The organism is Micromonospora sp. NPDC002717, assembly GCF_040295705.1.
Lineage (GTDB): Bacteria > Actinomycetota > Actinomycetes > Mycobacteriales > Micromonosporaceae > Micromonospora.
Genome location: NZ_JBEOVW010000001.1, coordinates 778,885 through 795,886 on the forward strand (window position 1 = coordinate 778,885; position 17,002 = coordinate 795,886).

Sequence of the window (17,002 nt, forward strand, 5' to 3'; positions counted from 1 at the left end):
GCGACGCTGCGTCAATCCTTAGCGATCTTCCAGTAGAGATCGAAGAGCAGCCGTGACCTCCGGCCATGCCGTCGACTCCGGATCGATGAGCCCGAAATGTTCGCATTCTGGCAGCTCAACGAGGTGGATGCCGCCACCTGCCGCCCGGTCGGCCGCGACGAACTCGCGGCTCATCGCCACCGGCACCTGCTCGTCCAGCGCGCCGTGCACGACTACTGTCCGTGTCGGAATGGGCACCAGTGACCGTGGATCGGCGGCGGCGTACCGGTCGGGGAGGTCGGCCGGGCCGCCGCCCAGCAGCGCGGCCACCGCCCCGGAGTCCAGATCCAGCCGGTACGCCTCGGCGAGGTCCGACACCGGGGCCAGGGCCAGTACGCCCCCGACGGCGGCCGGGGCGGTCGCCGCCACGTACAACGCCAGGTGCCCGCCGGCGGAGTGCCCCACCAGGACCGGCGGCCCGGCGGCGACCCGCCCGGGCAGCGCCTCGGCCGCCAGCCGGGGCAGCTCCGTCACGCCGGTCAGCACGTCGGTCAGCGTCCCGGGCCAGCCGCCGCCCGGCTGCCCCGTCCTGCGGTACTCCACCTGGGCCACCGGGTGGCCGAGCGCGGCCAGCGCGGCGGCCAGCGGGTCGGTGTGCCGCCGGTCGTACTCGGCCCACCAGAAGCCGCCGTGCACCACCACGACCAGCGGCCGGGCCGGACCGGACCCGGCGGGTCGGCGCAGGTCGGCGACATGGTCCGGGTGGTCGCCGTAGGAGACGGTGGCGTCCGGGGCCGGGGCGGGGCGGCTGAGCACGGCGCGCGGGTCGGCGGGCATGGCGCGACCGTAGCGCGGATCACCCGCCGATCCGGCGTCGGGGATCGGTCCCCGGGCGCGGTGTGCCGTGGGGCTGGGTAAAGATGGATCCCATGACCGAAACGCACTCCGCTGGACAGAACGACGAGCCGGGCCAGGACGGCACCGGTCACTCCGGAACGGTGGTGGTGGTCGGCCCGGACGGGCGGCCGGTCGGCACCGTGCAGACCGACGAGGCCGCCGGCGAGGACCCCACCCGACTGGTCGAGCAGCCGGCCAAGGTGATGCGGATCGGCAGCATGATCAAGCAGCTGCTGGAGGAGGTCAAGGCCGCCCCGCTCGACGACGCCAGCCGGCACCGGATGCGGGAGATCCACGAGCGGTCGATCGTCGAGCTCAAGGAGGGGCTCGCCCCCGAGCTGCGGGACGAGCTGGAGCGGATCTCCCTGCCCTTCACCGAGGACAAGGCGCCCAGCGAGAGCGAGCTGCGCATCGCGCACGCCCAGCTCGTCGGCTGGCTGGAGGGCCTCTTCCACGGCATCCAGGCGGCCCTGGTCGCCCAGCAGATGGCCGCCCGGGTCCAGCTCGAACAGATGCGTTCGGGCCGGCAGGCGCTGCCCAGCGGCCCCGGCGGCGTGATGCCGGGCATGCCGGGCATGGGCCAGCCGCAGGGCGGCGAGGGGCACGGCACCGGCCAGTACCTCTGAGCGTGACGGCCGGCCGGGCTCCCCGGCCGGCCGTCAGCCCACCCCGAAGACCTTCTCCAGGTACGCCGCCACGCCGTCCGCCGAGTTCGCCGAGGTCACCTCGTCGGCGACCGCCAGGACGGCGCGGTGCGCGTTCGCCACCGCCACCCCCCGCCCGGCCCAGGTCAGCATCGGCACGTCGTTGGGCATGTCGCCGAAGGCGAGCACGTCCCGGGCGTCGATCCCGAGCCGGGCGCAGTACCACGCCAGCCCGGCCGCCTTGGTCACACCCGCGGCGGAGATCTCCACCAGCCCCGAGTACGACGAGTGGGTCGCCTCGGCCAGCCCCTCCAGCGCCCCGGCGACCAGCGCGACGAAGGCGTCCGGGTCCTGGTCGGCGGCCCGGGCCAGCAGCTTCACCGCCGGCGCCGACAGCAGCTCCTCCGGGGTCTCGACCGCCCGGATCGCCTCGTGGTCGGCGTCCCAGCGCAGCGGGTAGTGCGCCTCGTGCCGCATCTGCCGGCTGTCGACGATCTCCACCGCGAAGCTGATGTCGGGCACCTCGGCGCGCAGCCGCCGGGCCACCTCGGCGAGCAGTTCCGGCGCGAGCGGGTCGGCCCGGAGCACCTCGTCGGCGGCCGGGTCGTAGACCACCGCGCCGTTGGCGCAGATCGCCGGCAGCGGCTCGGCGAGCTGGTCGTACACGAGCTTCAGCCAGCGGATCGGACGGCCGGTGACCAGCACGACCGGCGTGCCCCGCGCGGCGATCCGCGCCAGCACGTCGGCGGTGTGCGGGCTGAGCGTGCGGTCGTCCCGTAGCAGGGTGCCGTCGATGTCGGTGGCGATCAGCCGAGGTGCTTCTCCCATCAGCGGGACAGTAGCCGATCGAGGTACACCGCCACCCCGTCGTCGTCGTTCCGCAGCGTCACCTCGTCGGCGGCGGCGCGGACCGTCGGGTGGGCGTTGGAGACCGCCACCCGGGCCCAGCCGGCCCACGCGAACATCGGCAGGTCGTTGGGCATGTCGCCGAAGACCAGCACCTCGGCCGGGTCGACGCCGAGCCGCTGCGCCACGACGGCCAGCCCGGTGGACTTGTCCACCCCCGGCGGGCAGATCTCCACGAAGCCCAGCCCCGCCTGGGTGAGCGTGGCGACCTCCGGCGGGACGACCTCCCGGGCGACGGCGAGCAACTCGTCGACGTGGTGGTCGGCGGTCCGGACGAACGCCTTGATCACGTCGCAGGAGAGGCACTCGGCGCGGCTGCGCGCCTCGAACGCGTCCTGGTAGGGCCAGCTCGGGTGGTAGTCGCCCCAGAGCGGCGCGTCGTGCTCGTCCGACGCCTCGACCATCACCGTCAGCGGCCCGACCGCCACCTCCAGGTCGGCGAGCAGCGTGGCCAGCACCTCGGCGGGGAGGCGCTCGTCGCGCAGCACCACCGGCCCGGCCGGGTCGCTCTGGTCGACCACGCGACCGCCGCCCGCCATCACCAGGAAGTCGGCGGCGCGGATGTCGTTGCGGGTGAGCTCGGCCAGTCGGGGACCGCGGCCGGTCGCGCCGACCACCGGGATCCCGGCGGCGCGCACCCGGTCCAGCACCCCGTGGGTGTACGCGGAGACGGTCTCGTCGCTGCGGACGAGCGTCCCGTCGAGATCGGTGGCGATCAGCTTGGGCAGGCCCGGGCGGGTCATCGTTCCTCCTTTGCCCGCCGCCGCCGCAACCAGCCGTTTCGGTCGTCGGTGCCTCGACCCTGAGTGACGGCGGGCAGCAACCGTACCTCGCGCGGCAGGTACCGACCATTGCCTTTGGGCGAAGTCGGTGCCAACGGACGACGGCCCGTCGGTGTCCCCGTCCAGGCCCGGCGGGGCGGCCGTACGGTGGGCGGATGGGAGAGCGGGACTGGCCGGTGGCGGAGATCATCGGCACGGAGCGGCTGCTGCTGGAGCCCCTCCGTGTCGACCACGCCGAGGAACTCGCCCCGCTCCTCGACGACCCGGCCCTGCACGAGTACACGGGCGGCAGCCCGGCGGCCCCCGAGCAGCTACGGGAGCGCTACCGCCGGCAGGCGGTCGGGCGGTCCCCGGACGGCGGGGAGGGCTGGCTCAACTGGGTCGTGCGGCACCGGGACACCGGCGACGCGGTCGGGACCGTGCAGGCCACCGTGCGGCTCGACGGCGACCGGCCGGTCGCCGAGCTGGCCTGGGTGGTCGTGGCACCGCAGCAGGGCCGCGGCTACGCCGGCGAGGCCGCGGCCGGCATGGTCGGCTGGCTGGCGGAGCAGGGCATCGCGGCACTCGTCGCGCACGTGCACCCCGACCACCGGGCCTCCGCCCGGGTGGCCGAGCGGCTCGGCCTGCGCGCCACCGACGAACTGGTCGACGGCGAGGTGCGCTGGGCCGCCCCCTGAGCGGGCCGGGTGCCGGAGCGGGCCGGGTGCGGCCGCGGACCGGGTGGGACCGGCACGGCCCGGTCCGACCGGTTCCGTGGCGGCCGGCGACGGGAGCGGGTCGGGCCCGGCGAGGGCGCGGCGGACGGCCGGGTCAGTCCCGGGGCTCGGGGCGGGCGAAGGGGATGGCCGGCCCGACCGTGAGGTCGGCCGGTGGGGGCAGCGCGTCGTCCTCCAGGTCGCGGGCCCTGAGACTCCGGCGGCGCCGGTCGACCGGCTCCCCCTCGTCGGCGCCCGCTGCCTCGTCGGCGGCCTCCTCGCCCGGCGTGGCCGCCCCGACCGGGGCCAGCTTCAGCGCCGCCGCGAAGAGCGCGCACGCGACGAACGCCGCCACCAGGCCCCGGCCGTACTCGACCCGGAACCCGTCGTCCGTCGAGTAGAAGAAGACGCGCTGGCCCGCCTCGTCCAGCGAGGCGGCGGTCGCGGCCAGCAGCGCCAGCAGCGCCCCGGCCAGGGTCAGGCCGGCGAGCCGGACGTTGCGCCGCACCGCAGCGGTGCCGCGCAGCGCGAGCGCCACCGCGCAGACCAGCGCCAGCATCCCGACCAGGTAGCCGACCCCGAAGCCGCCGATGTCGGACACCCCGCCCGGCACCCGCACCGGCGTGTTGCCCTGCGGGCCGGCGTTGGGGATCGTCATCACCTGCCACTCGCCGAGCAGCGAGGCGACGGCGGCCACCGCGCCCAGCGCCGCCAGCAGCGGCGGCAGCCGGCGGTCCCGGCCCAGGCCGGAGAGCGTACGCCCGAGCCGGCCCGGCGGGGCCGCCTCCGCCCCGCCCCACTCCACGACGGCGGTGCCGTCGGACCGGTGGTCCTGGCGGGGAATGGGGAGATCCTGGGACATCGGCCACCCTTCCGCGTTCGCGGGCCTGAGCCGAATCATGACACAGTACGCACCCGAGGACGCGGAGCGTGAACGGTCGCCGGTGGGTGCCCTTTCCGATAGCGTCGGGGGCATGCCTATCCGTACCGCTTCCGCACGTTGGCAGGGCAACCTCACCGAGGGGTCCGGCACGGTCCGCACCGGCAAGGGCGGGCTGGAGGGGAACTACTCCTTCAAGTCGCGTTTCGAGGAGGGTGAGGGCACCAACCCGGAGGAGCTGGTCGGCGCCGCGCACGCCGGCTGCTTCTCCATGGCGTTCTCCAAGGCCCTCGCCGAGGCCGGCTCGCCGCCCTCCTCGGTGGAGACCACCGCCAAGGTCCACCTGGACAAGACCGACGCCGGGTTCACCGTCACCCGGATCGAGCTCGACACGGTCGGCGACGTGCCGGGCATCGACGAGGCGCAGTTCACCAAGCTCGCCGAGACCGCCAAGGAGAACTGCCCGATCTCCCGGCTGCTCTCCCCGGGCGCGCAGATCACCCTGACCGCCCGCCTCGCCTCCTGAGCGCCTCCGCCGTCGGCGTACGCCTCCACGGGGAGCCACCCTTCCCGTGGAGGCGCGCCGATCTTGGCCGGGCCGCGCGGGCCACGCCGTCGGGCAGAATGGGCGCGTGCCGGTGGAGATGAGCCGCGAGCGCTTCGAGGAGCTGGTCGGCGACGCGCTCGACGAGGTGCCCGAGGAGCTGCTCGCCCTGATGAGCAACGTCGTGATCCTGGTGGAGGACGATCCGCCCCCCGGCGAGGACCTGCTCGGCCTCTACGAGGGCCACGCCCTCACCGAGCGGGGCTGGGACTACTCCGGCGTGCTGCCGGACCGCATCCTCATCTACCGCAACCCGATCCTGCGCCTCTGCGACGACGACGAGGACGTGGTGGACGAGGTCGCGGTGACGGTGGTGCACGAGATCGCCCACCACTTCGGCATCGACGACGAGCGCCTGCACGAGCTGGGCTGGGGCTAGCGGGCGCGCGACCGGTGCCGCCACCGGCGGGTGGGCCGGGGGCCGCGCCGACCGGCGGGTGGGCCGGGCCGGTCGGCCGGTGACGACGGTTGCGGCGTACGCCTACCGTCGGTCCAGGCATCGCGAAATCAGGAGGCACTTCCATGCGCAGCGAGCTCTTCTCCGCGGAGAACCTGGAGAAGGAGTCCGCGCAGCCCGGCATGCGGCTGCAGAACTCCAAGATGTTGAAGATCGAACTCAACGGCGAGGCGATGGCCCGCGTCGGGTCGATGGTCGCCTACCAGGGGCAGGTGCAGTTCCAGGCGCTCGGCTCCGGGGGGCTCGGCAAGTTCCTCAAGCAGAAGCTGACCGGCGAGGGCGTCCCGCTGATGAAGGTCACCGGCCGGGGTGACGTCTTCCTCGCCGACTTCGCCAAGGACGTGCACGTCATCGACCTGGAGCCGGGCGACGCGCTCTCCATCAACGGCTCCAGCGTGCTGGCGTTCGACTCCACGCTCCAGTACGACATCCGGATGGTCGGCGGGGCCGGCATGGCCTCCTCGTCGGGCCTGTTCAACTGCGTCTTCACCGGCCACGGCCGGATCGCCATCACCACCAAGGGCACGCCGGTCGTGCTCAACGTCGACGCTCCCACCTACGTCGACCCGCAGGCGGCGGTCTGCTGGTCGGCCAACCTCCAGACCGGCTACCACCGGGCGGAGCAGCTCGGCCTCGGCACGCTGCTCGGCCGGCGCACCGGCGAGGCGTTCACGATGAGCTTCGCCGGCCAGGGCTTCGTCGTCGTGCAGCCCTCCGAGGAACCGCCGATCATGGGCAGCGGCGCCCAGGAGCAGCAGGGCGGCCTGCTCGGCGGCCTGCTGAGCTGACCCGCGTACCGCCCCCGCCCGCGTCTCGCCCGGCCCCGCCGGGTCCGCCGTGATCGGGGGCGGTGTCGTCAGGTGAGGTCGCCGGCGCGCAGGCGGGCCAGCCAGGCGGCGGCGTCGGCGTAGTCGGCGTCCGAGAGGCCGGGCGGCGCGGGGACCGGCCGGTCGCCCGCCGCCGCGGTCCAGCGGTGCCGGGGGTACGAGCCCAGGAAGCGTACGTCGGCGCAGACCCGGCGCAGCCCCTGCAACGCCTCGCCGAGCCGGACGTCCGCCACGTGCCCGCTGCAGTCGAGGAAGAAGACGTACCGGCCGAGCGCCTCGCCGGTCGGGCGGGACTCGATCCGGGTCATGTTGATGCCCCGGACCGCCAGCTCCATCAGCACCGCCAGCAGCGCGCCCACCCGGTCGTGGGCGATGTAGACCGCCAGTGAGGTCACGTCGTCGCCGGTGGGCGGCGGGGGCGGGCCGGGGCGGGACACCAGCGCGAAGCGGGTCACCGCGTCCGGATGGTCGGCGATCTTGTCGGCGAGCACGTCGAGCCGGTGCCGGGTGGCCCCGATCGGGGCGCAGATCGCCGCGTCGTACTCGCCGGCGGCGGCGCCGGCCGCGGCCGCGCCGTTGGAGAGCACGTCGACCACGACCGCGTCCGGCAGGTGGGCGCGCAGCCAGCCCCGGCACTGGGTGGACGCCTGCGGATGGGCGGCGACGCTGCGGACGTCCGCGAGCGCCGTGCCGGGCCGGGCGGCGACCACGAACTCGACCGGCAGGATCACCTCACGGGTGATCACCAGAGGTTCCCCCTCGGCCAGCTCGTCCAGGGTCACCCCGACCGCGCCGCCGATCGAGTTCTCCAGCGGCACCAGGGCGGCGTCCGCCTCCCCGGCCCGTACGCCGTCCAGCGCCTCCGGCACGCTGCGAGCCGGTGCGCGGCTGCCCCGTTCGGCGGCGGGGATGGTGTTCAGCGCCTGCTCGGCGAAGGTGCCCTCGGGTCCGAGGTAGACGAAGCGCGTCGGCGGTGTTCCCGGCATGGCGACAGCCTACGCACCCGGTACGCCGCCCGACCCGCCGTCGCAGACCAGGGTTCGGATGCCGGGCGGCCCGGCGGCCCGGACCTCGACCGTGCAGACGTCGGTCCCGGCGGTGACCAGCCGCGGAGCGCTCGCCCGGCCCTCGGTGACCACCTGGAGGTTTTCGTGCCCGGTCACGTCGAGCACCGTGTAGTGCCACCCGCCGGCGCAGAGCGGGCCGGTCCGCACCCGCACCCGGGCGCCGCCCGGCAGCACCCCGCCCCGGCCGCGCACCAGGTCGACGACCCGCTTCCCGGAGGGGCCGTCGGTGCACGGCACCGCGACCAGGCCGGAGTCGGCGGTCGGGGTGGCCGCCCCGGGCAGGCCGGTGGCGGGGGGCGTGGTCGGTGCGAAGGTGGGGGTGCCGGCCGGGCTCGGGGCGGCGCGGGTCGGGGCGGCGGTGGGGGCGGTGTTCCGCAGCTCGGGCGGCGTGCCGCAGCCGGCCAGCGGCACCGCGGCCAGCAGCACGGCGGCCAGGAGCCGGCCGCGCCGGGCGGGGTGGCCGGTCGGGTGGTCGGGGGCGGCGGGGCGCGAGGGGGTGGGCGGCACGGGCCGATCCTCGGGACATCGGGGAGCGTCGCTGCGGCCGGGAGGCCGAGCCCATCCTAGGAGGAACCGGCGGCCGGGTGAAGGTCAGGCGAGGACCCGGTGGCCGGCCCGCTCCAGCGCGGCGGTCGCCTCGCCGAGGCGTACCGAGGGAACCAGCAGGTAGTCGGTGTCGTACGTCGAGAAGGCGACCACGCTGACCCGGGCGGCGGCGAGCGGGTCCACCAGCGCGGCGAGGGTGCCGCTCACGGCCAGGTCGAGCGGCCCGGTGACCCGCAGGCAGCGCCAGGCCGTCTCCGTGGCGGCCTGCTCCGGCACCCGGTCGGCGGGGCAGATCAGCGAGATCCCGTCGGCGGTCCAGCTCACCGTGACGACGTCGCCGCCGCTCAGCCCGCCCGTCAGCTCGGGCGGCAGGGCGGAGCCGGCGGCCATCCGGCACACGGCGTACTCCCCCGGCAGCAGAGCGATATCGAGCATGAGGGCACCTTACGGCCTCGGAGAGCGCCCGCCCCAGATTCGCCGCGTGCGGCGAACACCACATCCCGCCGCAGGTCAGACCTCGGAGAAGAACGTGAGGGAACCGGCGACCAAACCGTCGGTGAGCACCGGGGTGGAGATCGCGTCCACGGTCGAGTCCGGCCGGTCGGCCGACGCGGCCTGGACCCGGAGCAGCCCTCGGGCCAGGCGCCCGGAGGACAGGGCCAGCAGCGGCGGGATCTTGTCGATCTCGGGCTCGGTCAGCTCGCCCCGGTTGGCGGTGAAGTCGAGCAGCCGGAGCCCGCCGTCGAGCAGCGGCAGCCCGATCACGTCCTCCGGGGTGCCCAGGCAGAGCAGCTCGCAGCCCGAGGCGGAGACGGCGATCACCCTCGTCTCGGCGTCGATCAGCAGGCACGGCTCGTCGGCGTGGGAGACGGTCGACGACCACTGCCCGAAGTTGTCGGACCCCAGCTCTGTCGATGTCCCCGCCGCCGGCACGAACACTTCAGAGAGCGAGAGTTCGACGTGGGCCACCGCGCCTCCTATGTCACCGACGGTCTGTCCACGCTAGCCGGTCGCTGCGGATGTCGCCGACCGCGCTGCGGTCGCCGGGCCGCCGGTGGTGACGGGGCGCCCCGGGTGGCCGGCGACGGCGCGACCGACGGGTGCCGACCGGCACCCGGGCCGCGTGGCGTCGCCGGTGACGTTACCGCCGGCCGGCCGGCTTGTCAGCGGCCGTTCGGCCGTCCTCGTACCACCGGTAGTCGGCGGCCGGCCGGTAGGCGCCGTTCATCCAGGTGCCCGGGTGCTGGGCGACCCGGGACAGCTTCTCGGCGGTGGCCGGGCTGATCCGGCTGCCCCCGGCGACGAGCAGGCGGTCCAGCTCGCGGTGGGTGGCCATGAGGCAGTCCTTCGGCAGGCCGTAGACGCTGATGACGCCGGAGCCGACGAATGTCAGCACCGGCGTCACCGGGATCGGCAGCCCCACCGCGTCGGAGAGCGCCTTGCTGGCGCGCTTGGCGTCGCGGCGGGCCTCCGCCACGTAGGGAGGTCGCTTGCCGTTGATCTGCACCACGTCGCCGGCGACGAGCACCCGGGCCCGGCCGTGGTCGGCGATGGTGACCGCGAAGAGCCCGCTCGGCCCGATGGCGAGGAAGCCGGCGCGTTCGTCGCGCTCGTGGTCGAGCAGCAGGTCGGCGGCGTCCGTGCGGGGCCACTCGATGACGTGCCAGGCGGGCCCGAGGTGGTCGAGCTGGCCGAGCGCCCGCGCGCCGGCCGCCTCCAGCCGGCGGGCGCCCCGCTCCGCCCGCCGGCGGCGGGCCCACTCCAACGGGGACGGTCGGACCGGCGTGAGCACGCCCGGCGACTCCACGCGGGGATGTGGCACCGCCGCGGGCGGCAGTGCCCGGGCGGGCGGTACGGCTCGACGAGCGGGAAAGACAGTCATCGCGACCTCCGGCAAAAGGTCCCTCGAAGTTATGACCTCACTACCCTACGTTGCCAGTCCCCCGTGTCGGCAAGTTGGAACGCCGGAGTGAGTGCGGATGAATGCCATATTCATCCACCACTGTTTTATCGGATGCCGCCAAACCCTGCCCTACGCTGCGATGGTGACCCACTACGTGGACAGCGAAGTCGGCCGGCTCGGCACCGTGCTGCTGCACCGGCCCGGCCCGGAACTCGCCCGGCTCACCCCACGCAACAACGACTCGCTGCTCTTCGACGGCATCCCCTGGGTGGGGCGCGCCCAGGAGGAACACGACGCCTTCGCCGCCGCCCTGCGCGAGCGCGGGGTCGAGGTGCTCTACCTCGCCACCCTGCTGGCCGAGACGCTCGCCGTGGCCGACGCGCGGGCCGAGCTGACCGAGGAGGTGCTGCGCTCGCCCCGGCTCGGCGACTCGCTGCGCGCCCGGGTCGCCGACCACCTCGCGTACCTCGACCCGGCCGCGCTCGCCGACGTGCTCATCGCCGGGCTGGCCCACGAGGAACTGCGGGTCAGCCCGGAACGGCCGGGCGGCCTGGTCTACACCCTGATGGACCGGCACGACTTCGTCATCGACCCGCTGCCCAACCTGCTCTTCACCCGGGACTCCTCGCTCTGGATCGGCGACCGGGTCGGGGTGACCAGCCTGGCGATGCCGGCCCGGCGGCGGGAGACCACGCTGACCGATGCGATCTACCGGCACCACCCGCGCTTCGCCGGCACCGAGTTCGTCTACCACCCGGAGCTGGAGCACCTGGAGGGCGGCGACGTGCTGCTGCTCGCGCCCGGGGTGCTGGCCGTCGGCGTGGGCGAGCGGACCACCCCGGCCGGCGCGGAACGCCTCGCCCGGCAGGTCTTCGCCGCCGGGCTGGCGCACACCATCCTCGTCGTGCCGATCGCCCAGGAGCGGGCGACCATGCACCTGGACACCGTCTGCACGATGGTGGACGTCGACGCCGTGCTGATGTATCCGAACGTCGCCCACACCCTGTCGGCGTACACGGTGATCGCCGGGGCGGACGGGGAGGACCCGCGGGTGGACGGTCCGGCGCCGTTCCTGCGGGCCGCCGCCGACGCGATGGACCTGGCCCAGCTCCGGGTGATCGACACCGGCCTGGACCCGGTCACCGCGGAACGCGAGCAGTGGGACGACGGCAACAACACCCTCGCCCTCGCGCCCCGGCTCTGCGTGGGCTACGAGCGCAACACCGAGACCAACGCGCAACTGGAGCGGGCCGGCATCGAGGTCATCCCGATCGCCGGCTCCGAACTCGGCTCCGGCCGGGGCGGGCCGCGCTGCATGTCCTGCCCCCTGGTCCGCGAGCCGCTCGGCGGTGAAGGAAGGGCCCTTCCGCACGTTTCCGGTAGCGGAAGGCGCCCTTCCTGACCCCTCGGGCGTCGGCGGGCGGCGGCCGTGCCGACGCCTAGGACGAGCCGGGCGGCCGGACGCCCCGCCGCCGCCGGCAAGCGGGGCGGGGCGGGGCGGGGCTCAGCGCAGGGTGAGCTGGCGGCCGAGCAGGCCGTGCCGGGCGCGCCGGCCGGCGGCGTCCAGCGGGGCGGCATCGGCGAGCGCCTCGGCGTACCGCTTGGCGAACTCGGTGACCGGCTGCTCCCAGTCGGCAGCCGGGACGTCCTCGGGCAGGTCCCAGACCGGCACCAGCCGACCGTGTGCCCGGAACATGCCGGCGAACCGGGTGTTCTCGCCGAGCGTCAGCGTGCCGGCCACGCTCAGCCGGGCCAGCGCGTCCAGCGCGGCGTCCTCGTCGTCGGGCAGCACCCAGCGCACGTGCGCCTTCTCCGGCACCTGGCACCAGTACGCGGCCGGGGCGGCGGCGAGCCGGACGGTCGGGTAGATCGCGGCGTTCGCGCGTTCCAGGGACGCCTGCACGGTCGGGTCGTCGCCGGCCCCCGGGTCGAGCCAGAACTCGAACCCGTCGTGCATCGTGATCTCCAGCGGACCGTCGACCAGGACGTCCTGCAGGCGGGGGCCCGGTCCGGGCAGCGGCGGCACGGCCACCGGGCTGCCCGGCTCGGCCCGCAGCGCGCAGAGCAGCGCCTCGGCCAGGTCCCGGGAGACGTCGCCGGACTGCTGGTGGCGCTGGAGCCCGACGAGGACCCGGCCGTCCGGTTTCGTCACGGCCGGGGCGGCCATCGGCAGCACGGTGGCGAGGACGACCTCGCGGTCACCGAACTCCTCGACCAGGGCGGGGGCGAGCCGCAGCGGCGCGGAGGCGGCCGGCACCAGCTCGCGCAGGGCGATCCACTCCGGCTCGTCGGTCAGCCCCTCGAACGGTCGGGGCACGAAGATGTCGCGCACCTTCTCCCGCTTGGGGGTGGCTTCGGCGGCCCGCTGGCTCTTTCGACGCTTGCTCACGGCGACACAGCCTAGAGGCCGCAGCCGGCCGGCGTGGGCAGGACCCGCCTGTCGGGGACGGTCAGCCGGCGACGGCCAGGTCCGACCGGGTGACGTCGGCCGGGTCGAACTCGGCCCACACGCTCTGGCCCAGGCCGTCGCGCTCGACGCCCCAGCGGTCAGCCAGCCCCGCGACGATGTGCAGGCCGCGGCCGTCGACGGCGTCCGTGTCGGCCACCCGCATCCGCGGGCCCGCGGCGGCGCCGCCGTCGGTGACCCGGAGCTGCACCTGCTGGCCGGCGGCGGAGGTGCGCAGTCGCCAGGCCACCCGGACCACCCCGCCGGGCAGCGGGTCGGCGTGCCGGACCGCGTTGCCGACCAGCTCGGCCAGGACCGCGACCAGGTCGGCCAGGAGTGGCGGAGGTACGACGCCGGTCAGCTCGTCGGCGAGCCGGTGCCGCGCCTGCCGCGCCCCCGTGGCGTGGTGGGGCACCACCACGCACCATGCCCGTTCGGCAGCTCCCGTCGACACCCTCGCCCCTTCACGCCCCGCCGCCCGTCGCCGGTCCCCCGCGCGGCAGCCGCACCTCTGCGACCGTACCGCCACCGGCCCTCGGCCGGAGGAATACCCATCCATTCTGCTGTTCAACGATCCGGCGGACGAGATAGAGACCGAGACCGGCCCCGGGATAGCGGCGGCGGTCGCCCGACTCCCCCTGCCAGAACCGGTCGAACGCGCGCTCCACGTGCTCCGGCCGGATGCCGATGCCGCGGTCGCTGACCCGGAAGGACACGGTCGCCCCGTCCGCGTCCGCGCTGATCTCGACGGGGGAGTCGGGCGGGGAGTACTTGCCGGCGTTCGTGCACAGCTCCGTCAGCACGGTGGCCAGGCTGGGCCGGTGGCCGAGCGCCTTCGGCAGGTTGACCGGGAGGCGGAGGACGAGCCGGTGCCGCAGCTCCGCCGGCAGGTCGGTCACCGTCGCGCGCAGCGCGTCGCCGAGGTCGTACGGGGCGGGCGGCTCGTCGCCCGGGCCCGGCTCGGCGGCGGCGGAGAGCAGCCGGTCGACCAGCCGGGCCAGCTCGTTGGCGCGCTGCCCGATGACCCGGGCGGCCTGCCGCCGGTCGGTCTCGGTCAGCGACTCCCAGTGGTCGGTGAGCGTGTCGGCGTAGCCCTTGATCACGGTCACCGGCGTACGCAGCTCGTGGCTGGTCACGGCGACGAAGAGGTCCCGGTCGTGGTCGCGCCGCTGCTGGTCGGTGACGTCGCGGAAGGTCACCACGTGCAGGGTGCCGGGGCCGGGCAGCTCCCCGGAGGTGATCTTGAGCCAGCGGCCGTCCGGCAGCCGGTGGTCGAGCACCTGCCCGGACGGCGGCAGCGGGAAGGGCAGCGGCCGGTTGAGCGCCTCGGCCGCGGAACGGCCGGTGACCTGGGCGGCGGCCGGGTTCCAGAGCCGCACGTGCCCGTCCTGGTCGACCACGGCCAGCCCGTCCGCCAGCGCCGCCACCACCGGGCCGTCGCCGTGCACCGGCAGCCCGGTCTGGTCGCCGTACATGTGGGCGATGCAGGAGGCGATGTAGCCCATCGCGTCGTGCCGGCCGGCGTCCCGCGCCCCGTCCTCGCCCGGGTAGAGCGCGTGCAGGCTGCCGACGGTCAGCCCGCCGATCTCCGCGCGAGCGACCACCATCCGGAGCAGGCCGCGCGCGGCCAGCTCACCGGCGAGCCTGCCGGTGAGCCGGTCCGTCCGGACCTGGCGTACCCGGGTGCCGGAGAGCAGGCAGGCGACGGCCGGGTCGTCGGGCGGGACGGGGCGGCCGATGATCCACTCGACGGCGCCGGCGGCGGCGATCACCCGGCCACCCGTCGGCGCGAACTCGACGAAGGCCATGCCCGCCGCGTCGAGCGTGGGCCGGACCACCCGGAGCAGTTGGGTGAGGACGGGGACGCCGGCGCCGCCGGAGTTGATCGAGTCGATCACCGCGGTGTGGCCGGCGATGAGAGCGGAGAGGTCGGTGCGCTCCGGCATGCCCCGAGTGTGCCCCGACGGTCGGTTTCCGGACACCCCTGCCCGGCCGGATCCCGCCCATCGGTCCGGGCCGCCCGCGTCGGGCCGGGCGGGCCGGGGACGCGGTCCGGGCGCGCGGTCAGCGGCCCAGGTGGGCCAGCGCGTGCGCCGGCCGGTCGGTGATGATGCCGTCCACCCCGGCGGACAGGACGAGGTCCAGGTCGGCCGGCTCGTTGACGGTCCACACGTAGACCTGGTTGCCCGCCGCCCGCAACGCGGGCACGAGCTGCGGGCGGGCCCGCACCAGCGCCACGCCGGGCCCGGCGATCCGGGCGCCGAAGGGCAGCCGCCCCGCCCGCAGCCAGGGCGGCAGCACCTCCAGCAGCAGCACCGTGGGCAGCGCGGGGGCCAGCTCCCGCGCCCGGCGTACGGCCAGCGCGGAGAACGACATGACGGTGACGCGTACCGGATCGTCCGGTTTCGGCTCGGCCAGGCCGTACCGGCGCAGCAGCGCGACGAGCCGGCGCTCGACGTCGCCGCCGTAGCGGGAGGGGTGCTTGGTCTCCACGAGCAGCCGGACCGGCCGCCCGGCGGCGAGCACCGCGTCCAGCAGCCGCTCCAGGGTGAGCAGCCGGGTGTGCGACTCGTCCAGCACCTCGTCCCCGTCGGCGGGCACGCAGCGGGGGTGCCAGGAGCCGAAGTCCAGCGCCTCCAGCTCGGCGAGGGTACGCGTGCTCACCAGGCCCTGACCGTTGCTGGTGCGGTCGAGCCGGCGGTCGTGCACGCAGACCAGGTGCCCGTCCCGGGTCAGCCGGACGTCGCACTCCAGCCCGTCCGCACCCTCGTCGAGGGCGCGCAGGTAGGCGGCGAGGGTGTGCTCGGGCAGGTCGTACGAGGAGCCGCGGTGCGCGAAGACCAGGGGTGCGCCCATCCCGCCCGCCTAGAGGACGTGGCCCGGCTGCCCGTTCCCGCCGACGACGGGTCTCCCGGCGGCGGCCCACTCGTCCATCCCGCCCGCGACGTTGCGCACCTGGTCCCAGCCGTTGCGCATCAGGTAGGCGACGACCTGGGCGGAGCGCCCGCCGGAGCGGCAGATGACGGCGACGTCGCGGTCGGCGGGCACCTCCGCGATCCGGGCCGGCAGCTCCATCATCGGCAGGTGGTGCGCGCCGGGAGCGTGGCCGGCGGCCCACTCGTCGTCCTCCCGGACGTCGAGCAGGTAGGTGTCGTCGGCGATCTCGGGCACGGTCACGGTGGGAACCTGGGGTCCGAACACGCGCCAAGCCTAGAACCTCGCCCGGCCGACCGTCGGCGGGCGGTCGGTGCGGCCGGGTCCGGCGAGGTGGGGCGTCCCGCACGTCACAGTCGGGTGACCCACCGGGGGTTGGCCCGGGCCCACTCCGGAACCCGGGTGCCGCGGACCGCCTCGAACAGCCCGTTCCCGCCGTTGTCGAGGACCACGTACGACACCTGGTCGATGGTCTGCGGGTGGGAGGGGACCTGCACGCCGCGCAGCGCGTCGGCCGGCAGGTCGCGCAGCGCGAGGACCAGGTCCTCCAGCGGTACGCCGTTGGTGTCCACGGTCAGTGAGCTGCCCACCGCCCGGATCACCTGGTCGAGCTTGACGGGATTGGTCCGCAGTGACGTCTCGTTCGTGCGCTCCAGCAGGGCCCGGAGCAGTTGCTGCTGGTGCGTCTGCCGGTCGTAGTCGCCGCCGGGCAGGTCGTAGCGTTGGCGGACGTAGTCCAGCGCCTCGCCGCCGTCCATCTGCTGGCAGCCGGGGTGGAAGACCCGGTCGGTGTGGATCGAGCGGACCTCGGTGTCCACGCACATGCGTACCCCGCCGAGCAGGTCGATGACCTTGCGGAAGCCGGAGAAGTCGATCAGTGCGGCGCCGTCGAAGCGGATCCCGGTCAGCCGGGTCAGGGTGGCCGAGAGCAGCCGGGTGCCGGGCTCGCCGCCCCCGCCGTGCTCGTACGCCGCGTTGATCTTGTCCTGCCCGCCGCCGAAGCCGTTGCCGGGCGGTATGGCGACCAGCAGGTCCCGGGGGACGGAGACGAGGTACGCCTCGCGCCCACCGGCGGGCACGTGCACGATGAGGATGCTGTCCGACCGGCGGTCCGCCGCGCTGCCGCTCTGCCACCGGTCGGTCCCCACGAGCAGGTAGTTCAGCGGCCCGTGGGGGTCGGTCCGCGCCCGCCGGGCGGTCGGGTCGAGCAACTGCTCCCGCACCACGGTGCGCTCGTACCGGTCGCCGAGCACCCGGAGGCCGACCACGGCGAGCCCGGCCAGCAGCACCACCGCCACACCGAGGCCGAGCAGGACACGAGGCCAGCGGGCGCGGCGCGGCCGGGCGGCCCGGGCGTCGGCCCCGGTCCGTGCCCGACCGTCGCGCGCCGATCTGGACGTGACTCCTCCCCGCGGCCGTAAGTGAATCTCTCTCA

Annotated in this window: 21 protein-coding genes; 6 read left to right on the plus strand and 15 right to left on the minus strand. The window is 75.1% G+C overall.

Features of this window, described 5'->3' with window-relative positions; genetic code table 11:
- Positions 1 to 18: 18 nt before the first annotated feature.
- Positions 19 to 816, minus strand: a complete 798-nt coding sequence (locus tag ABT006_RS03795; RefSeq protein ID WP_350702559.1) for an alpha/beta hydrolase family protein — start codon at positions 814 to 816, stop codon at positions 19 to 21.
- A gap of 83 nt (positions 817 to 899) precedes the next feature.
- Here ABT006_RS03795 and ABT006_RS03800 point away from each other — a divergent pair, with 83 nt between their 5' ends.
- A complete protein-coding gene (locus tag ABT006_RS03800) occupies positions 900 to 1,502 on the plus strand; it encodes a bacterial proteasome activator family protein (protein ID WP_350702561.1) in 603 nt (200 codons plus the stop codon).
- Between the two features lie 33 nt (positions 1,503 to 1,535).
- Here ABT006_RS03800 and ABT006_RS03805 read toward each other — a convergent pair whose 3' ends face one another.
- Positions 1,536 to 2,348 (minus strand): HAD family hydrolase, encoded by an 813-nt coding sequence (locus ABT006_RS03805; protein WP_350702563.1) that lies wholly within the window; start codon positions 2,346 to 2,348, stop codon positions 1,536 to 1,538.
- Positions 2,348 to 3,169: an HAD family hydrolase gene (locus ABT006_RS03810; RefSeq protein WP_350678411.1), complete on the minus strand. Its 822-nt coding sequence runs from the start codon at positions 3,167 to 3,169 to the stop codon at positions 2,348 to 2,350. The genes ABT006_RS03805 and ABT006_RS03810 overlap by 1 nt, the downstream gene beginning before the upstream one ends.
- Before the next feature lie 194 nt (positions 3,170 to 3,363).
- On the opposite strand from ABT006_RS03810, the gene ABT006_RS03815 reads away from it, so the two are divergent.
- Positions 3,364 to 3,885, plus strand: coding sequence for a GNAT family N-acetyltransferase (locus tag ABT006_RS03815; RefSeq protein WP_350702565.1), 522 nt, complete (start codon positions 3,364 to 3,366; stop codon positions 3,883 to 3,885).
- Between the two features lie 133 nt (positions 3,886 to 4,018).
- On the opposite strand, the gene ABT006_RS03820 is transcribed toward ABT006_RS03815, so the two are convergent.
- Positions 4,019 to 4,765, minus strand: coding sequence for a hypothetical protein (locus tag ABT006_RS03820; protein WP_350702567.1), 747 nt, complete (start codon positions 4,763 to 4,765; stop codon positions 4,019 to 4,021).
- Between the two features lie 112 nt (positions 4,766 to 4,877).
- Here ABT006_RS03820 and ABT006_RS03825 point away from each other — a divergent pair, with 112 nt between their 5' ends.
- The 3 genes from ABT006_RS03825 to ABT006_RS03835 all read left to right on the plus strand — a co-directional run bounded on the left by ABT006_RS03825 (position 4,878) and on the right by ABT006_RS03835 (position 6,632).
- A complete protein-coding gene (locus tag ABT006_RS03825; protein WP_350702569.1) occupies positions 4,878 to 5,309 on the plus strand; it encodes an OsmC family protein in 432 nt (143 codons plus the stop codon).
- A 112-nt stretch (positions 5,310 to 5,421) separates the two neighbouring features.
- Positions 5,422 to 5,766, plus strand: coding sequence for a metallopeptidase family protein (locus ABT006_RS03830; RefSeq protein WP_350702725.1), 345 nt, complete (start codon positions 5,422 to 5,424; stop codon positions 5,764 to 5,766).
- Positions 5,767 to 5,909: 143 nt separating this feature from the next.
- On the plus strand, positions 5,910 to 6,632 hold the full coding sequence (locus tag ABT006_RS03835) for an AIM24 family protein (RefSeq protein ID WP_350678421.1): 723 nt from the start codon (positions 5,910 to 5,912) through the stop codon (positions 6,630 to 6,632).
- 68 nt (positions 6,633 to 6,700) lie between these two features.
- On the opposite strand, the gene pheA is transcribed toward ABT006_RS03835, so the two are convergent.
- The 5 genes from pheA to ABT006_RS03860 all read right to left on the minus strand — a co-directional run bounded on the left by pheA (position 6,701) and on the right by ABT006_RS03860 (position 10,166).
- Positions 6,701 to 7,657, minus strand: a complete 957-nt coding sequence (gene pheA / locus ABT006_RS03840) for a prephenate dehydratase (protein WP_350702570.1) — start codon at positions 7,655 to 7,657, stop codon at positions 6,701 to 6,703.
- Between the two features lie 9 nt (positions 7,658 to 7,666).
- A complete protein-coding gene (locus ABT006_RS03845) occupies positions 7,667 to 8,173 on the minus strand; it encodes a hypothetical protein (RefSeq protein WP_502890846.1) in 507 nt (168 codons plus the stop codon).
- A 156-nt stretch (positions 8,174 to 8,329) separates the two neighbouring features.
- Positions 8,330 to 8,719: an ACT domain-containing protein gene (locus tag ABT006_RS03850; RefSeq protein WP_350702572.1), complete on the minus strand. Its 390-nt coding sequence runs from the start codon at positions 8,717 to 8,719 to the stop codon at positions 8,330 to 8,332.
- A 75-nt stretch (positions 8,720 to 8,794) separates the two neighbouring features.
- Positions 8,795 to 9,253 (minus strand): hypothetical protein, encoded by a 459-nt coding sequence (locus ABT006_RS03855; protein WP_350702574.1) that lies wholly within the window; start codon positions 9,251 to 9,253, stop codon positions 8,795 to 8,797.
- Between the two features lie 172 nt (positions 9,254 to 9,425).
- Positions 9,426 to 10,166, minus strand: coding sequence for a hypothetical protein (locus ABT006_RS03860; RefSeq protein WP_350702576.1), 741 nt, complete (start codon positions 10,164 to 10,166; stop codon positions 9,426 to 9,428).
- Positions 10,167 to 10,326: 160 nt separating this feature from the next.
- Between ABT006_RS03860 and ABT006_RS03865 the strand changes: the two genes are divergently transcribed.
- Entirely contained in the window at positions 10,327 to 11,589 is a 1,263-nt protein-coding gene (locus ABT006_RS03865) for an arginine deiminase (protein WP_350702578.1), read from the plus strand.
- 102 nt (positions 11,590 to 11,691) lie between these two features.
- Here the strand turns inward: ABT006_RS03865 and ABT006_RS03870 are convergent, their stop codons facing one another.
- From ABT006_RS03870 to ABT006_RS03895, 6 genes are all read right to left on the minus strand, one after another.
- Positions 11,692 to 12,576, minus strand: coding sequence for a DUF5926 family protein (locus tag ABT006_RS03870; protein ID WP_350702580.1), 885 nt, complete (start codon positions 12,574 to 12,576; stop codon positions 11,692 to 11,694).
- A 61-nt stretch (positions 12,577 to 12,637) separates the two neighbouring features.
- Positions 12,638 to 13,054 carry an ATP-binding protein gene (locus ABT006_RS03875; RefSeq protein WP_350702728.1) on the minus strand — a complete coding sequence of 139 codons (417 nt, stop codon included), beginning with the start codon at positions 13,052 to 13,054 and terminating at the stop codon, positions 12,638 to 12,640.
- 43 nt (positions 13,055 to 13,097) lie between these two features.
- A complete protein-coding gene (locus ABT006_RS03880) occupies positions 13,098 to 14,579 on the minus strand; it encodes a PAS domain-containing sensor histidine kinase (RefSeq protein WP_350702582.1) in 1,482 nt (493 codons plus the stop codon).
- Between the two features lie 118 nt (positions 14,580 to 14,697).
- Positions 14,698 to 15,489 carry a glycerophosphodiester phosphodiesterase gene (locus ABT006_RS03885; RefSeq protein WP_350702584.1) on the minus strand — a complete coding sequence of 264 codons (792 nt, stop codon included), beginning with the start codon at positions 15,487 to 15,489 and terminating at the stop codon, positions 14,698 to 14,700.
- 9 nt (positions 15,490 to 15,498) lie between these two features.
- Positions 15,499 to 15,834: a rhodanese-like domain-containing protein gene (locus tag ABT006_RS03890; RefSeq protein ID WP_350702586.1), complete on the minus strand. Its 336-nt coding sequence runs from the start codon at positions 15,832 to 15,834 to the stop codon at positions 15,499 to 15,501.
- Positions 15,835 to 15,917: 83 nt separating this feature from the next.
- Complete coding sequence (locus tag ABT006_RS03895; protein ID WP_502890837.1) at positions 15,918 to 16,859, minus strand: LCP family protein; 942 nt, start codon at positions 16,857 to 16,859, stop codon at positions 15,918 to 15,920.
- Positions 16,860 to 17,002 lie beyond the last annotated feature (143 nt).

Bases quoted from the DNA above. Each gene is read 5' to 3' on its own strand.
- ABT006_RS03835 (WP_350678421.1), top strand. From the start codon at position 5,910: ATGCGCAGCGAGCTCTTCTCCGCGGAGAACCTGGAGAAGGAGTCCGCG.
- ABT006_RS03885 (WP_350702584.1), bottom strand. From the start codon at position 15,489: ATGGGCGCACCCCTGGTCTTCGCGCACCGCGGCTCCTCGTACGACCTG.
- ABT006_RS03800 (WP_350702561.1), top strand. From the start codon at position 900: ATGGATCCCATGACCGAAACGCACTCCGCTGGACAGAACGACGAGCCG.
- ABT006_RS03820 (WP_350702567.1), bottom strand. From the start codon at position 4,765: ATGTCCCAGGATCTCCCCATTCCCCGCCAGGACCACCGGTCCGACGGC.
- ABT006_RS03815 (WP_350702565.1), top strand. From the start codon at position 3,364: ATGGGAGAGCGGGACTGGCCGGTGGCGGAGATCATCGGCACGGAGCGG.
- ABT006_RS03850 (WP_350702572.1), bottom strand. From the start codon at position 8,719: ATGCTCGATATCGCTCTGCTGCCGGGGGAGTACGCCGTGTGCCGGATG.
- ABT006_RS03805 (WP_350702563.1), bottom strand. From the start codon at position 2,348: ATGGGAGAAGCACCTCGGCTGATCGCCACCGACATCGACGGCACCCTG.
- ABT006_RS03865 (WP_350702578.1), top strand. From the start codon at position 10,327: ATGGTGACCCACTACGTGGACAGCGAAGTCGGCCGGCTCGGCACCGTG.
- ABT006_RS03825 (WP_350702569.1), top strand. From the start codon at position 4,878: ATGCCTATCCGTACCGCTTCCGCACGTTGGCAGGGCAACCTCACCGAG.
- ABT006_RS03860 (WP_350702576.1), bottom strand. From the start codon at position 10,166: ATGACTGTCTTTCCCGCTCGTCGAGCCGTACCGCCCGCCCGGGCACTG.
- ABT006_RS03810 (WP_350678411.1), bottom strand. From the start codon at position 3,169: ATGACCCGCCCGGGCCTGCCCAAGCTGATCGCCACCGATCTCGACGGG.
- ABT006_RS03795 (WP_350702559.1), bottom strand. From the start codon at position 816: ATGCCCGCCGACCCGCGCGCCGTGCTCAGCCGCCCCGCCCCGGCCCCG.
- ABT006_RS03880 (WP_350702582.1), bottom strand. From the start codon at position 14,579: ATGCCGGAGCGCACCGACCTCTCCGCTCTCATCGCCGGCCACACCGCG.
- pheA (WP_350702570.1), bottom strand. From the start codon at position 7,657: ATGCCGGGAACACCGCCGACGCGCTTCGTCTACCTCGGACCCGAGGGC.